Source organism: Pseudomonas saxonica (assembly GCF_007858365.1).
Taxonomy (GTDB): domain Bacteria; phylum Pseudomonadota; class Gammaproteobacteria; order Pseudomonadales; family Pseudomonadaceae; genus Aquipseudomonas; species Aquipseudomonas saxonica.
Window position 1 is genome coordinate 315,827 of sequence record NZ_VFIO01000001.1, and the last position, 15,588, is coordinate 331,414.

At 56.3% G+C, this 15,588-nt stretch carries 12 protein-coding genes; 5 read left to right on the top strand and 7 right to left on the bottom strand.

Annotated elements, in window-relative coordinates; genetic code table 11:
• The 3 genes from trhO to FJD38_RS01645 all read right to left on the bottom strand — a co-directional run bounded on the left by trhO (nucleotide 1) and on the right by FJD38_RS01645 (nucleotide 2,130).
• Nucleotides 1-939, bottom strand: coding sequence for an oxygen-dependent tRNA uridine(34) hydroxylase TrhO (gene trhO, locus FJD38_RS01635; RefSeq protein ID WP_122783280.1), 939 nt, complete (start codon nucleotides 937-939; stop codon nucleotides 1-3).
• A gap of 367 nt (nucleotides 940-1,306) precedes the next feature.
• Nucleotides 1,307-1,603 carry a BolA family protein gene (locus FJD38_RS01640; RefSeq protein WP_122783279.1) on the bottom strand — a complete coding sequence of 99 codons (297 nt, stop codon included), beginning with the start codon at nucleotides 1,601-1,603 and terminating at the stop codon, nucleotides 1,307-1,309.
• Between the two features lie 11 nt (nucleotides 1,604-1,614).
• Entirely contained in the window at nucleotides 1,615-2,130 is a 516-nt protein-coding gene (locus FJD38_RS01645; RefSeq protein ID WP_122783278.1) for a DUF2059 domain-containing protein, read from the bottom strand.
• 195 nt (nucleotides 2,131-2,325) lie between these two features.
• Between FJD38_RS01645 and FJD38_RS01650 the strand changes: the two genes are divergently transcribed.
• Nucleotides 2,326-3,717, top strand: a complete 1,392-nt coding sequence (locus tag FJD38_RS01650; RefSeq protein WP_122783277.1) for a class II fumarate hydratase — start codon at nucleotides 2,326-2,328, stop codon at nucleotides 3,715-3,717.
• A gap of 55 nt (nucleotides 3,718-3,772) precedes the next feature.
• Here the strand turns inward: FJD38_RS01650 and pap are convergent, their stop codons facing one another.
• Nucleotides 3,773-5,287 carry a polyphosphate:AMP phosphotransferase gene (pap, locus tag FJD38_RS01655; RefSeq protein ID WP_146383751.1) on the bottom strand — a complete coding sequence of 505 codons (1,515 nt, stop codon included), beginning with the start codon at nucleotides 5,285-5,287 and terminating at the stop codon, nucleotides 3,773-3,775.
• A 139-nt stretch (nucleotides 5,288-5,426) separates the two neighbouring features.
• On the opposite strand from pap, the gene mnmC reads away from it, so the two are divergent.
• Nucleotides 5,427-7,403: a bifunctional tRNA (5-methylaminomethyl-2-thiouridine)(34)-methyltransferase MnmC2/FAD-dependent 5-carboxymethylaminomethyl-2-thiouridine(34) oxidoreductase MnmC1 gene (gene mnmC, locus FJD38_RS01660; RefSeq protein ID WP_146383752.1), complete on the top strand. Its 1,977-nt coding sequence runs from the start codon at nucleotides 5,427-5,429 to the stop codon at nucleotides 7,401-7,403.
• A gap of 22 nt (nucleotides 7,404-7,425) precedes the next feature.
• Here mnmC and FJD38_RS01665 read toward each other — a convergent pair whose 3' ends face one another.
• The gene (locus FJD38_RS01665; protein WP_146383753.1) at nucleotides 7,426-7,713 is read right to left on the bottom strand and encodes a helix-turn-helix domain-containing protein; all 288 of its coding nucleotides are present in this window, start codon (nucleotides 7,711-7,713) and stop codon (nucleotides 7,426-7,428) included.
• Between the two features lie 262 nt (nucleotides 7,714-7,975).
• Here FJD38_RS01665 and FJD38_RS01670 point away from each other — a divergent pair, with 262 nt between their 5' ends.
• From FJD38_RS01670 to FJD38_RS01680, 3 genes are all read left to right on the top strand, one after another.
• Complete coding sequence (locus tag FJD38_RS01670; RefSeq protein WP_146383754.1) at nucleotides 7,976-9,748, top strand: N-acetylglutaminylglutamine amidotransferase; 1,773 nt, start codon at nucleotides 7,976-7,978, stop codon at nucleotides 9,746-9,748.
• 3 nt (nucleotides 9,749-9,751) lie between these two features.
• Nucleotides 9,752-11,497 carry an N-acetylglutaminylglutamine synthetase gene (gene ngg / locus FJD38_RS01675; RefSeq protein WP_122783272.1) on the top strand — a complete coding sequence of 582 codons (1,746 nt, stop codon included), beginning with the start codon at nucleotides 9,752-9,754 and terminating at the stop codon, nucleotides 11,495-11,497.
• Nucleotides 11,498-11,567: 70 nt separating this feature from the next.
• Nucleotides 11,568-12,755: an osmoprotectant NAGGN system M42 family peptidase gene (locus FJD38_RS01680; RefSeq protein ID WP_122783271.1), complete on the top strand. Its 1,188-nt coding sequence runs from the start codon at nucleotides 11,568-11,570 to the stop codon at nucleotides 12,753-12,755.
• A 157-nt stretch (nucleotides 12,756-12,912) separates the two neighbouring features.
• Here the strand turns inward: FJD38_RS01680 and cysG are convergent, their stop codons facing one another.
• Together cysG and serS are read right to left on the bottom strand one after the other, a co-directional pair.
• Nucleotides 12,913-14,307 (bottom strand): siroheme synthase CysG, encoded by a 1,395-nt coding sequence (gene cysG, locus FJD38_RS01685; protein WP_122783270.1) that lies wholly within the window; start codon nucleotides 14,305-14,307, stop codon nucleotides 12,913-12,915.
• Nucleotides 14,308-15,588 (bottom strand): serine--tRNA ligase, encoded by a 1,281-nt coding sequence (gene serS / locus FJD38_RS01690; RefSeq protein ID WP_146383755.1) that lies wholly within the window; start codon nucleotides 15,586-15,588, stop codon nucleotides 14,308-14,310.

A 15,588-nucleotide genomic window follows, 5' to 3' on the forward strand; every position in this document is an offset into this window, starting at 1 on the left:
TCAGGCCTCGGCCGATTTACGGTAGTTGTGACCGATCGGATGCGGCTGGTTGCGGGCCTTGGCCAGTTCGATCTGTTTTTGACGATCAATGGCGCTGCGACGGGTTTTTTCGCTCAACGTGTCCCAGCAATGCGGGCAGCTGATACCGGGTTGATAGTGCTCGGATTCACGCTCGGCAACACTGATCGGCGTGCGGCAGGCGTGGCACTGATCGTACTCGCCTTCGGTGAGGTCGTGGCGCACCGTTACACGGTTATCAAACACGAAACAGTCACCTTGCCACTTGGTTTCTTCCTGCGGCACCTCTTCGAGGTACTTCAGAATCCCGCCTTTAAGGTGATAAACCTCGTCGAAACCCTGGCTGAGCATGTAGCTCGAGGCTTTTTCACAACGAATGCCACCGGTGCAGAACATGGCGACTTTCTTGTGCTTGGCCGGATCGAAGTTGGCTTTGATGTAGTCTGGAAACTCGCGAAAACTGGTGGTTTTCGGATCGATGGCACCCTCAAACGTGCCAATCGAGACTTCGTAGTCGTTACGGGTATCAATCAACAAGACCTCTGGGTCGCTGATCAGCGCGTTCCAGTTCTCGGGGTCGACATAGGTTCCGACTTTTTTGTTCGGGTCTACGCCTTCTACACCGAGGGTCACGATTTCTTTCTTCAGTTTGACCTTGGTCCGATAGAACGGCTGGTCTTCGCAGTAGGATTCCTTGTGGTCAATATCGACCATCCGCGGATCGCTCTTGAGCCAGGCCATCAGACCGTCAATTCCTTCACGGCTGCCCGAAACCGTGCCGTTGATGCCTTCTTCGGCAATCAGCAAGGTGCCCTTGATGCCGTTATCAACCATGGCCTTGAGCAAGGGTTCGCGCAGTTCGACGTAATCTTCAAGGGTGACGAATTTATACAGTGCAGCTACAACAATCGGTGCAGTCATTGTGAATCTCTCCAGGTGGCTACCCTCGTAAAGGGCAAACCGGATGCAAAAAAAACGCGCCAGTCAGGGTCTGTTGGCGCTTCATTGGGAGCCGCGTCGCTGGGTCAAATTTTGCCAGGCAAGACGCAGGGTGAAGAGAATGGTTGTTCCCTTCTAAAACCCTGCAACGCAGCCTGGCGAAATTTGACACGCGACCCGAAGGGACGAAAGCTCACGTGGCGCAGGGCGACGTTGCTCGCAGCTTATTTGGAACAACCAAACTACGCTGCTCGCGCCTTGCCCTGCACCACGTGAGCTTTCGTCGCGGTCTCAATGAAGCTCCAACAGACCCTAAAGCGGCGCGTGCGGATTCTAGCAAAAAGACGACTTAGTGCCCACCGCCGGCACAGGTCGGCGAAGCCGGTGCTGTACCAATTTTCGCCCATTCTTCAGGCGTGTACGTGTGCAAGGCCAACGCATGAAATTCGCCCATCAAGTCACCCAGAGTGGCGTAAACCTTTTGGTGACGCTTGACGCTATTGAGCCCGACAAACTGCTCGCTGACCACCACGGCCTTAAAATGCGTTTCAAGCCCGCGACTGTGCATGTGACTCTCGTCCAGCACGCTCAAATGCTCGGGGTGCAACGCGTTCAGCGTCGTTTCAATACGTTGTTGCATGCTCATTCAGGCTCCGCTTACTTCTTTTTGGCCGGGGCCGCTTTTGGCTCCAGCTCGGCGGTCATGTCAGCCAACAGCTTGTTGACTACCGGCACTGCGCTTTCCAGCTTGGCCTGAGTCATCTGTGCCGATTGTTGAGTCAGTTGCGGCATTTTTTCCAGGACCTTCTTGCCCAATGGAGACTGGTAGAAAGCAACCAGATCCTTGAGTTCGGATTCGCTGAAGTTGGTGGTGTACAGCTTGACCATGTCCGGCTTCAGCTTGTCCCAGCCAATCGCTTGGTCCAGAGCAGTGTTGGCTTTGGCTTGGTAGGTTTCCAAAACAGCTTTCTTGGCTGCAGGTGCTTTGGTTTGTTCAAAACGTTGAGCAAACATTTGCTGCACTTGCATGTAGACCGGCGTTCCCAGCTTGTCGGCATGCGCCAGCTTCAGGAATGTTTCAGCACTGGCTGCATGGCTGGCAGCATCGGCAAAAACCTGGCCGCTGGCGCATACCAGAGCAACTGCAGTACAGATGGCGCGTAGACGGGTCATCGAATTTCCTTTATCTAGCAAACGAGGTCATACCCCAAGGCCGACCATTCTGCGCCTAACAAAGTGTGTCACTCAACCCCAAGCCTGATAGCGTTTCTCAATAACCCGACAAACGTCTCTAAAACCAAAGTTTGAACCTCTCTTTGTAAACACCGCCTAAGCTGATGGATCAACCCACTTAGGAGAAAGAGCACGATGAGCCGTATCGAAACCGACAGCCTGGGTGAAGTGCACGTTCCTGAGGAGGCCTATTGGGGCGCTCAGACCCAGCGTTCGCTGATCAATTTTGCCATCGGCAACGAAAAAATGCCGCTGGACGTGCTGCACGCGTTGGCGCTCATCAAAAAGGCTGCAGCACGGGTCAATGATCGCAATGGCGATCTACCCGCCGACATCGCCCGCCTGATCGAACAGGCCGCCGATGAAGTACTCGACGGGCAACACGACGATCAATTTCCGTTGGCGGTCTGGCAGACCGGGAGCGGCACGCAAAGCAACATGAACGCCAATGAAGTGATCGCCGGGCGCGCCAATGAACTGGCTGGCAAAGGCCGGGGCGGCAAATCGCCGGTACACCCCAACGATCACGTCAATCGCTCGCAAAGCTCCAATGACTGCTTCCCGACCGCCATGCATATTGCAGTGGCCAAAGCGGTGAACAATCATTTGTTACCGGCTATCAATGAATTGTCCGGGGGGCTGGCTGAATTGTCGGCTCGTCACATGAAACTGGTGAAAACCGGGCGCACGCACATGATGGACGCCACCCCGATCACCTTTGGGCAGGAAGTTTCGGCTTACATCGCACAACTGGACTACGCAGAAAGAGCTATCAATGCTGCCATGCCGGCCATTTACGAGTTGGCGCAAGGCGGCACAGCCGTGGGCACAGGGCTCAATGCCCCGCATGGTTTTGGTGAGGCCATTGCCGCAGAGCTGGCAGCCTTGTCCGGTTTACCGTTTATCACGGCGCCTAACAAGTTCGCCGCCCTGTCGGGCCACGAACCTTTGACCAATCTGTCCGGTGCCTTGAAAACCCTGGCAGTTGCCTTGATGAAACTGGCCAATGACTTCCGCTTACTGGGCTCAGGACCGCGTGCGGGTTTGGCCGAAATCAAACTGCCAGCCAATGAGCCAGGCAGCTCAATCATGCCGGGCAAGGTCAACCCCACCCAGTGCGAGGCACTGTCCATGTTGGCGTGCCAAGTCATGGGTAACGACGTCACCATCGGCTTTGCCGCCAGTCAGGGGCATCTGCAACTGAACGTCTACAAACCCGTCATCATTCATAACCTCTTGCAGTCCATCCAGCTCCTCGCGGACGGTTGCAGTAACTTCCAGGAACATTGCGTCAACGGCCTGGAAGTAGACGCTGCGAAAATGGCTGAACATCTGGAGCGAGGCTTGATGCTGGTTACCGCACTCAACCCGCATATTGGCTACGACAAATCTGCCGAAATTGCGAAGAAAGCCTACGCCGAAGGGTTGACCTTGCGCGAAGCCGCCCTGGAGTTGGGTTATCTGACCGACGAAGAATTTGATCAGTGGGTGCGACCCGAGAATATGCTGGGTTCAGGCAAGCATTGACAGGTTTTAGGGCGACTCTGTCGCCCTAGCGTCGTCTTCGCTTTTCAGGGTGCACTTATTTTTTGTGCTTTTTATCCTGCTTGTCGCGTTTTTCGAACGCGGCTTCCAACGAATCATTAATGGTGCGCAATACCTTGACCCGCGCCCAGCGCTTGTCATTGGCCTCTACTAATGTCCAGGGTGAGATTTCAGTGCTGGTGCGATCAACCATGTCGCACACAGCCTTGCGATACAGGTCCCATTTTTCACGATTGCGCCAGTCTTCTTCAGTGATCTTGTAACGTTTGAACGGTATGGTTTCACGTTCTTGAAAGCGTTGGAGCTGGGTATCTTTATCAATCGCCAGCCAAAATTTGACGACGATCACCCCTGCATCACTGAGTTGCTCCTCAAAATCGTTTATCTCACCGTATGCACGCATCCAGTCGGCTTGAGTGCAGAACCCCTCAATCCGCTCAACCAGCACGCGGCCATACCACGAACGGTCAAAAATGGTGAATTTGCCGCGTGCCGGTATCTGTCGCCAAAAACGCCAAAGATAGGGTTGTGCCCGTTCATCTTCAGAGGGCGCAGCAATGGGCACAATGCTGTATTGACGTGGGTCCAGTGCTGCCGCCACACGCTTGATCGACCCGCCCTTGCCCGCCGCATCGTTGCCTTCAAAGACGGCCACCAGCGCATGACGACGCATGCGTTTGTCACGCATCAACCCCGAAAGACGAGCCTGCTCGGTAATCAGCTGTTCTTGATAGTCATCTTTCTCAAGGTGCAGAGTTAAGTCTAGGCAATCAAGCAGGCTCAGGCCGTCAATCACCTCAGGCAAGGGGGCAGCACTTGTTGGGCGAGCCTTGGGCTTGGGTGTATTGAGCGCTGCCTGTAAACCCTCAAGGATAATTTTGCCTACCGTCAGGCTGCGATAGTAAGGGTCTACCCCTTCAACGATGTTCCACGGTGCATAGTCGCGGCTGGTGCGTCGAATGACGCGTTCACCGAAGCGCACAAACCGGTCATAGGTCTTTGATTGCTGCCAATCGAGCGGGCTGATACGCCAGCTGTGCAATGGGTCATCTTGAAGGGCCTTCAAGCGGGCTTTCATTTGCTTTTTGGACAGGTGAAACCAAAATTTGAAAATCACTGCGCCTTCATTGCACAGCATCTTTTCCAGTCGTTCTGCGCCATTTATTGCCTGATCCAGGACCGCATCCTTGAAAACACCATGGACCCGGCCCTGCAACATCTGGCTGTACCAGTTACCAAAGAACGTCCCCATACGGCCTTTGGCCGGCAAATGTCGCCAATAACGCCAGGCCGCAGGGTGCGCCAGTTCCTCGTCAGTCTGAGTATCAAACGTGCGCACTTCGATCAAGCGCGGGTCCATCCACTCGCTGAGCAGCTTGACCGTCTCGCCCTTGCCTGCACCTTCAATGCCGTTGATCAGCACGATGACCGCCGACCGCTTCTGCTGATGAAGCTCATACTGAGCTTCAAGTAAGGCTTCGCGTAAGGCAGGCACTTCTTTGTCGTAGGTTTCTTTATCGATTGAATGACCGATTTCAGCTGATTCGAACATGGAAAACTCCCTGTCAAGTTGTCACAAGACTAGCGGATTGTGCCCGCCATGCAGCAAGAAACCTGCATCACCCTGCCAAGGATCAATCTCGCGTGGACCGATCAGATAGAATGGCCGACTTGCCGTTGCCGAGCCGCACATGACTACTGAAATGCCCAATGCCCAGATCGACTGGGATGAACAAGGTCGTCCCCACTCTCGGGTGTATGACGATGTGTATTTTTCTGACAAATCGGGTCTGGAAGAGACGCGTTATGTGTTTATTGAACAAAACGCGCTGAAAGAACGCTTTGCAGCACTCCCCGCTAATGGTCAATGGGTCATTGGCGAAACAGGGTTCGGTACCGGGCTGAACTTTTTATGTGCCTGGCAGTTGTTCGATCAATGCGCCCCACCGAATGCGCGACTGCATTTCATCAGTGCTGAAAAATATCCCCTCTCCCGTGAAGATTTAGAGAAGGCTTTAGCGTTGTGGCCCGAACTTGCCGTTTACAGCGGGCAGTTGATGGCGGCTTACTTTGCCATCCATCCCGGGTTTCAGACACTGACGCTGGCCAATGGCCGGGTGACATTGACGTTGCTGATCGGGGATGCGCAGGAACAATTTGCGCAGTTGGATGCACAGATTGACACGTGGTTTCTTGACGGGTTTGCCCCCGCGAAGAACCCAGACATGTGGACACCCGAACTGTTTGCCCAACTGGCACGTCTGGCCGCACCCGACGCCACAATCAGTACCTTTACCAGTACCGGCTGGGTACGCCGTGCACTGAACGACGCAGGCTTTAAAATGCGCCGTACACCGGGCATTGGCCATAAATGGGAAATTCTGCGTGGCACTTTTGTGGGTTTACCTGAACACCCACTGGCCGTCACCTCGATAAAACCCTGGTATGCCCGCCCGCCTCAACCGGCAGGCGAACGCAAGGTACTGGTGATTGGTGGCGGGCTGTCCGGTTGCGCCAGCGCTAATAGTCTGGCCCGCCGGGGCTGGCAGGTGTTGTTGCTGGAACGTCACGAACGACTGGCCAAAGAAGCGTCGGGCAACCCACAAGGCGTGCTGTATCTCAAGTTATCGGCTCACGGCACGACGCTGTCGCAGATGATTGTCAGCGGTTTCGGCTATACACGTCGTTTACTGGAGCAATTGCAACGCGGTCGCGACTGGGACGACTGTGGCGTTCTGCAACTGGGGTTTAATGCCAAGGAAGCTGCCCGGCAGGCGCAATTGGCTGCGGCATTCCCGCCAGCACTGGTCCACCTGCTTGATCAGCCACAAGCACAGGCACTCGCAGGTATTGAACTGTCCCATGGTGGGCTGTTTTACCCTGAAGGCGGCTGGGTTCATCCGCCGGCACTGTGCCAGTTCCAGGCCTTGCACCCGAATATCCAAGTGCTGACCCATCATGATGTGCTGCAACTGGAACAGATTGATGGCCAGTGGCTGGCCCGCCAGGGCGAGCAGGTATTGGCCAGTGCCCCTGTGGTCATTCTGGCCGGGGCCGCCGAAGTCAAACGCTTTGCGGCCACCACCGATTTACCACTCAAGCGAATTCGCGGGCAAATCACACAATTGATGGAAACGGCGCAAACGGCTGTTCTGAAAACCGTCGTGTGTGCAGAAGGCTATGTAGCACCCGGCCGTCTGGGTGAGCATACGCTGGGCGCCAGCTTTGACTTTCATAATGATGATTTGACCACCACACCCGCCGGGCATCAGGGCAATATCGATCTGTTGCAGGAAATATCGGGTGATCTGGTCGAACGTTTTGGCGAGCAACTTGACCCCGAACATTTACAAGGATGGGCCGCCTTTCGCTGCACCAGCCCTGATTACTTGCCAATTGTGGGGCCTGTGTCAGACCCGGAACTTTTCGCCGACGCTTACGCCGTTTTACGCAAGGACGCCCGACAGGTTCCCGATACCCAGTGCCCTTGGCTGCAGGGCTTATACGTCAACAGCGGCCATGGGTCTCGTGGTTTGATTACCGCCCCTCTGTCAGGAGAAATCCTGGCGGCGTGGATAAACAACGATCCCCTGCCCGTACCTCGCGCCATAGCAGAGGCGTGCCATCCCAATAGGTTTAGCGTACGAGCCTTGATCAAAGGGCTGTAGAAGGCGATTCGAGATAAAAAGGTCAGCGAATAAGCTCTTTGGCTTTTTCCAGGCAATCGGTGGCGCTGTCGATCGCAGCAACGGCTGTTATTGAAGCAGCGTTACCGTTTTCGCAGCGCTCCCCGATTATGACGAACTGAACATCCACTCCCCTGGCCGCAACTAAGGCCAAATAATCAGCACGGGGAATTCGTGCACCGCTTTCGTACCTACCTTGGGCGTTAACAGCCACGCCACCTACCTCTGCAAAAGCTGCTTGAGAAAGGCCTAAGCGCATTCGCTCAGACTTCAATCGTGCGCCAATAGTCATGCTCGATACTCCCTGGAACTAATATTAAGAGGCCGCTATCAGTGGCTAAGTTCCTTAATACCGCTCAACTCAAAATGGCTGTTCAAAGATTTAATTGAACGATCAGGCTGCCCATGCACTCGAAAAAAACAGACAACTTACGGCGGCGCGCTCTGATGAGCCACTCGCGCCGAAAGGATCGGGAGACGGGTCAGAGCGCTAAACCCGATCCAAAACCGGGCCAAAATGTAACAGGCCCCGGAGACAAAAGGGTTTAAGCAGTATGTGTGGATTAGCTGGCGAGTTTCGTTTTGATCAACAACCTGCCGATCTGGCAGCCATCGAACGCATTACCCATCACCTGGCACCCCGTGGCCCCGATGCCTGGGGATTCCACAGCCAGGGGCCAATTGCCCTCGGCCACCGCCGACTCAAAATCATGGACTTGTCAGACGCCTCGGCGCAGCCAATGGTCGACAGTCAGATGGGGTTGTCACTGGCTTTCAACGGCGCCATCTATAATTTTCCTGAATTACGGGCCGAGCTGGAAAACCTGGGATATGGGTTTTACTCAGGCGGTGACACCGAAGTTCTTCTCAAGGGCTATCACGCCTGGGGCGAAGCCCTCCTGCCGAAACTCAATGGCATGTTTGCCTTTGCCATTTGGGAACGAGACGCTCAACGCCTGTTCATCGCCCGCGACCGGTTGGGCGTAAAACCTCTATACCTGTCGCGTACTGGCCAACGGCTGCGCTTCGCCTCCACGCTACCGGCGTTGCTCAAAGGCGGTGATATCAACCCGATGCTCGACCCGGTCGCCCTCAATCATTACTTGAATTTTCATGCGGTGGTACCAGCGCCACGCACACTGATTGCCGGCATTGAAAAACTGCCGCCAGCGACCTGGATGCGTATTGACTCCAACGGGCAGACCGAACAAAAAACCTGGTGGACCCTGCCCTACGGCCCCCATGCCGACGAAACTCATCTTGGCCTGGAAGACTGGCGCGATCGCGTACTGGACAGCACCCGCGAGGCGGTTGCCATTCGCCAGCGCGCGGCTGTTGATGTCGGCGTGTTGCTCTCGGGCGGTGTCGATTCCAGCTTGTTGGTGGGCCTGCTGAGGGAAGCAGGCGTACAAGATCTGTCGACTTTTTCAATCGGCTTTGAGGATGCAGGAGGGGAACGCGGTAACGAGTTCGAGTATTCGGATCTGATTGCCAAGCACTACGGCACCCGCCATCACCAGCTACGCATTGGTGAACACGAGATCATTGAGCAATTGCCCGCAGCCTTCCGTGCCATGAGTGAGCCGATGGTCAGCCACGACTGCATTGCTTTTTATCTGCTTTCACGCGAGGTCGCCAAGCACTGCAAAGTGGTGCAGAGCGGCCAAGGTGCAGATGAGCTGTTTGCAGGCTATCACTGGTATCCGCAAGTGGATGGCGCCAGCGATCCGTATCAAGCCTATCGCCAAGCCTTTTTCGACCGCAGTTACGATGAATACAAAGCCACGGTGCAACCGAAATGGCTGACAGCCAATGACGCGGCTGGCGACTTTGTTCGTGAACATTTCGCCCAACCCGGTGCCGATGCAGGCGTAGACAAAGCCTTGCGTCTGGACAGCACTGTGATGCTGGTGGATGACCCGGTCAAACGCGTCGACAACATGACGATGGCCTGGGGCCTTGAAGCCCGCACGCCATTTCTCGATTACCGCCTCGCCGAACTTTCGGCGCGCATCCCGGCCCGCTTCAAATTACCGGATGGCGGCAAGCAGGTGCTTAAAGAAGCCGCACGGCTGGTCATTCCCAGCGAGGTGATTGATCGCAAGAAAGGTTACTTCCCGGTGCCGGGCCTCAAGCATCTGCAAGGTGACACGCTCAATTGGGTCCGCGATCTGCTACTGGATCCCAGCCAGGACCGAGGTCTTTTTCAGCCGGCCATGCTCGACACGCTGCTGACTAATCCGCACAGCCAACTGACTCCCCTCAACGGCTCCAAACTCTGGCAACTGGCGGCACTCAACCTGTGGCTGAGTGAACAAGGAATCTGATCGATGAAACCCCTCGCTACGGCTTATAGCCAGCGCTTGCTGCGCGGTCAAACACCCTCTTATGAACGGCTGCAAGCGCGTTTTGCCGAAGACGGCAGCGCTCTGGATGCGCAGCCCGTGGCCGTACATTGCGGCTGGGGGCGACTGCTGATCGGGCACACGTTTCCCGACCCCGCCAGCCTTGCCGACGAATTGTTGAATGAACAACCGGGCGAGCGTGATATTGCGTTGTATGTGGCGGCTCCTCAGCAGGTGCTGGCGCAATCGCCCCAGCAACTTTTCCTGGATCCGTCCGACACGCTGCGCCTCTGGTTTACAGATTACCGCCCCGCCACCCGCGTATTTCGAGGCTTTCGCATCCGCAGGGCGCAAAACGACGCCGATTGGAGTGCAATCAATTCGTTGTACATGATGCGTAACATGCTGCCGATTGACCCTGCCTTGCTCACCGCACGGCATCAGGGCGGCCCGGTGTACTGGATCGCTGAAGATGAAGACAGCGGCGCAGTGATTGGCAGTGTGATGGGCCTCAATCATCACACCGCCTTCCATGATCCGGAAAACGGCAGCAGCCTGTGGTGCCTGGCCGTCGATCCGCAGTGTTCTCGCCCCGGTGTAGGCGAAGTACTGGTGCGCCACTTGATCGAACACTTTATGAGCCGGAGCCTGAGCTATCTGGATCTATCCGTGCTTCACGACAACCAGCAGGCCAAGAACCTGTATGGGAAGTTGGGTTTTCGTAACCTGTCGACGTTCGCCATCAAACGAAAAAACGGGATCAATCAGCCTCTTTTTCTAGGGCCGGGGCCTGAGGCAGGGCTCAATCCCTATGCGCGTATCTTGGTGGAAGAAGCCTACCGACGCGGGATTGACGTACAGATCGATGATGCCTCTTCAGGTTTGTTCACCCTGAGTCACGGGGGGCGCAAGATTCGCTGTAAAGAGTCACTGACCGATTTGACCAGCTCGATCAGCATGAGCCTGTGCCAGGACAAAAGCCTGACCCATAAAACCCTCAGCCTGGCCGGCCTGAACGTACCAACGCAGCAATTGGCCGGCAATGCTGATGACAATCTGGCATTTCTCGAAGAGCACGGTCGCATCGTGGTCAAGCCGCTGGACGGCGAACAGGGCAATGGCGTGGCGGTGGATCTTGACACCTTCGAACAGGTACAGGTCGCCGTCGAGGCCGCTCGTTCGTTCGACCATCGCGTACTGCTGGAAAGCTTTCACCCAGGGCTTGACCTGCGCATTGTAGTCATCGGTTTTGAAATGGTGGCTGCGGCAATCAGACGACCGGCTCAGGTTATCGGTGATGGCCATCACAGCATCCTTCAATTGATCGAAGCTCAAAGCCGTCGACGTCAGGCTGCCACCGATGGTGAAAGCCGCATCCCGCAAGACGCAGAAACGCTGCGCGCCGTGCAAGCAGCGGGCTATGAATATGACAGTGTATTACCGGCAGGCGAACTGCTGGCGGTGCGCAAAACCGCCAATCTGCACACGGGTGGATGCCTGGAAGATGTCACCGCCATTTTGCATCCTGTACTCAAGGACGCGGCCATTCGTGCCGCCCGTGCGCTGGATATTCCAGTGGTCGGGCTGGACATGATGGTGTCAGCCGCTGATCAGCCCGAGTACGTGTTTATCGAAGCCAATGAACGCGCCGGGCTGGCCAACCACGAACCGCAACCCACCGCCGAGCGCTTTATAGATTTGCTCTTCCCTCACAGTCAGCCTGCGCCCTGAGTGCAGCCGCTGAACGTCATTCGGGCTCGCCGCATTCACTTGCGCGGCGAGCCACGCCTCAGGAGGCCTTATGAACCGCACCATCCTTGAACCCGACCTCGATTACCTGCAACGGGTATTACTGGAGATGCTGGCCATTCCCAGCCCCACCGGTTTCACCGACACCATCGTGCGTTATGTGGCCGAACGCCTTGAAGAGCTGGGCATTCCTTTTGAGTTGACACGACGTGGCACCCTGCGCGCGACGTTGAAAGGTCAGAAAAGCAGTCCGGACCGAGCCGTCTCAGCGCATCTGGATACCATCGGCGCCAGTGTTCGCGCCATTAAAGACAACGGTCGGTTAGTACTCGCGCCTGTCGGTTGCTGGTCCAGCCGTTTCGCTGAAGGCAGCCGCGTCAGCCTGTTTACTGACAATGGCGTGATACGTGGCAGCGTACTGCCGCTGATGGCTTCAGGCCATGCATTCAATACGGGCGTCGACGAATTGCCTATCAGTTGGGATCACATCGAGTTGCGACTGGACGCGTACTGCGCCACGCGAGCGGACTGTGATTCGCTGGGTATTAATGTTGGCGATTTTGTTGCGTTCGATCCGCTGCCTGAATTCACCGATAGTGGGCATATCAGTGCCCGTCATCTGGACGATAAGGCCGGCGTTGCTGCACTGCTGGCGGCCTTGAAAGCGATTGTGGAAAGTGGCGAACAACCTCAAATTGACTGCCATCCGCTGTTCACCATTACCGAAGAAACCGGCAGTGGCGCCGCGGCTGCATTGCCTTGGGATGTCAGCGAGTTTGTCGGGATTGATATTGCGCCCGTGGCTCCCGGGCAACACTCCAGTGAGCATGCGGTCAGTGTGGCCATGCAGGATTCGGGGGGGCCGTATGACTATCATTTGTCGCGGCACTTGTTGCGTCTGGGTGCAGAAAACGAATTGCCGGTGCGCCGGGATATGTTCCGCTATTACTTCAGCGATGCGCATTCAGCCGTAACGGCGGGGCATGACATTCGTTGTGCGCTGCTGGCTTTCGGTTGTGATGCGACCCACGGTTATGAGCGAACCCACATCGACAGCCTGGCAGCGCTAAGTCGTCTGTTGGGAGCTTACATGATGAGCCCGCCGGTCTTTGCCAGCGATGCGCAACCGGCGCAAGGATCACTGGACCGCTTTAGCCATCAGATTGAGCACGATGCGCAGATGGAGAGCGACACGCGAGTGCCGTCAGTGGAGAGTTTGGTGGGGGATAATCGGGACTAAGATCAAAAGCCCCTCACCCTAGCCCTCTCCCAGGGGGAGAGGGAACTGATTGAGGGAGGCTTGGGGTTTTCTAGAATCCGAAGGCATTGCATTGAATCTGAAATCGACTTGATTGAGCTCCTTCTCCCTCCGGGAGAGGGTTGGGGTGAGGGCGTTTTTACACCTGCGATTGCGCCCCTTCAAACCAAGCCAGTTTCTCGCGCAACAATACGACTTCACCGACGATGACCAGTGTCGGCGCATGCACTTCATGTTCAGCCACCAAGGTCGGCAGATCCGCCAGCGTGCCAGTAAACACCCGCTGATTGGACGTCGTGCCCTGCTGAATCAAGGCCGCCGGAGTATCTGCAGAACGGCCATGTTTGATCAGCTGTTCACAGATGATCGGCAAGCCGATCAGGCCCATGTAGAACACCAACGTTTGCGCCGGAGCAACCAGGTCGTTCCACGGTAAATTGCTGGTGCCATCCTTCAAGTGACCCGTCACGAAACGCACAGACTGCGCGTAATCGCGATGCGTCAGCGGAATCCCGGCATAGGCGGCGCAGCCGCTGGCGGCGGTAATACCCGGCACGACCTGAAACGGGATGCCATGTGCTGCCAGCTCTTCGATTTCTTCACCACCACGGCCAAAGATAAACGGGTCGCCGCCCTTGAGCCGCACGACACGCTTGCCTTGCTTGGCCAACGTGACCAGTTGCTGATTGATCTGCTCCTGTGGCACGGCATGATCAGCGCGACGCTTGCCGACATACACACGCTCGGCATCACGGCGGCACAGTTCAAGAATCGCTGGCGCCACCAGACGGTCGTAAAGCACCACATCCGCTTGCTGCATTAGCCGCAAAGCGCGGAAAGTCAGCAGGTCAGGATCCCCCGGCCCGGCGCCCACAAGGTAGACCTCACCCGTGGTAATGGCTGCTTCGCCGTTAATCTTGGCGAGGAGCAGACGTTCCGCTTCACCGCCCTGCCCGGCCAATTGGCGATCAGCAATGGGGCCTTGAAAGACGTCTTCCCAGAACCCGCGACGCTGTTGAACATCGGGGAACAACCCTTTGACCTGAGTACGAAAGCGCGCGGCAAGACCGGCTAACTGTCCGTAAGTCGACGGAATCCAGGTTTCAATCTTGGCCCGAATCAAGCGCGCCAGTACCGGCGCGTCGCCACCACTGGAAATAGCGATGACCAACGGAGAACGGTCAACAATGGCGGGGAAAATAACGCTGCACAAGGCTGGCGCATCCACCACATTAACCGGCACACAGCGCCGATGGGCATCCGCCGAGACTTGCGCATTAAGCGGCTCGTCATCGGTGGCGGCAATGATCAGCACACACCCGTCAAGGTCCGACTCAACATAGCCGCGCAAGATCTGCTCACCGCCACTGCTGAGAATCAACTCGCATAGCTGCGGTTCTATAGCGGGTGCAACAACCCGCAATACGGCGCCGGCATCGGCCAGCAGCCGGGATTTGCGCAAGGCAATTTCCCCGCCGCCGACCACCAGCACACGACTGCCCCGCAAGTTATGAAACAGCGGCAGAAACTCCATTTAGCCGATGACCTCAATACCGCCCATATAGGGCTTAAGTACTTCTGGCACGCGAATCGAGCCATCAGCCTGCTGGTAGTTTTCCAGTACGGCAACCAGGGTACGGCCTACTGCCAGACCGGAGCCGTTAAGGGTGTGCACCAGCTCGGGCTTGTTGGTTTCCGGGTTACGGAAACGTGCTTGCATGCGACGGGCCTGGAAATCGCCACAGTTGGAGCACGACGAAATTTCGCGGTATTTGTCCTGGCTCGGGATCCACACTTCAAGGTCGTAGGTCTTGATAGCGCTGAAACCCATGTCGCCCGTGCACAATGCGAGTGTGCGGTAAGGCAATTCGAGCAGTTGCAAGACTTTCTCGGCGTTTCCAACCAAACCTTCCAGTGCTTGCATCGAAGTGGAAGGCTCAACGATCTGCACCATCTCAACTTTGTCGAACTGGTGCTGGCGGATCATGCCGCGAGTGTCGCGACCCGATGCGCCCGCTTCACTGCGAAAGCACGGCGTGTGAGCCACAAACTTGATCGGCAGGGCTTTGTGCTCGACGATTTCACCGGCAACGATGTTGGTCAACGTGACTTCAGCCGTTGGAATCAGGTAAAAATCAGCCTCGCCTTCGCGGCTGATCTTGAACAGTTCTTCTTCGAACTTAGGCAGTTGACCCGTGCCTTGCAGCGCTGGCGCTTGAACCAGATAAGGCGTGTAGGCCTCTTCGTAGCCGTGCTCACCGGTGTGCAGGTTGATCATGAACTGCGCCAACGCGCGATGCAGACGTGCGATCGGGCCACGCAGCAACGCAAAACGCGCACCGGACAATTTGGCGGCGGTTTCAAAATCCAGCCAGCCGTACTGCTCGCCCAGCGCCACGTGGTCCTTGATTTCAAAGTCAAAGACCTTAGGCGTGCCCCAGCGGCGAATTTCAACGTTGTCGTCTTCATCAGCACCTACCGGCACGGAAGCATCCGGCAGGTTGGGCAGGCTCAGCAGGATTGAATCCAACTCAGTCTGGATCGCTTCCAGCTGCACTTTGCCGTTGGCCAAGTCAGTGCCCATGGTCTCGACGCTGGCCATCAACGGCGCGATGTCTTCACCGCGCGCTTTGGCTTGACCGATACTTTTGGAGATCGCATTACGCTCGGCCTGCAACTTTTCGGTCAGAGTCTGGACTTCTTTACGCTGGGCTTCGAGCGCATCGATGCGCGTCACGTCCAGCTTGAAGCCTCGGGATGCCAGGCGATCCGCTACGTCCTGAAGGTTGCTACGTAACAGTTTGGAATCGAGCAT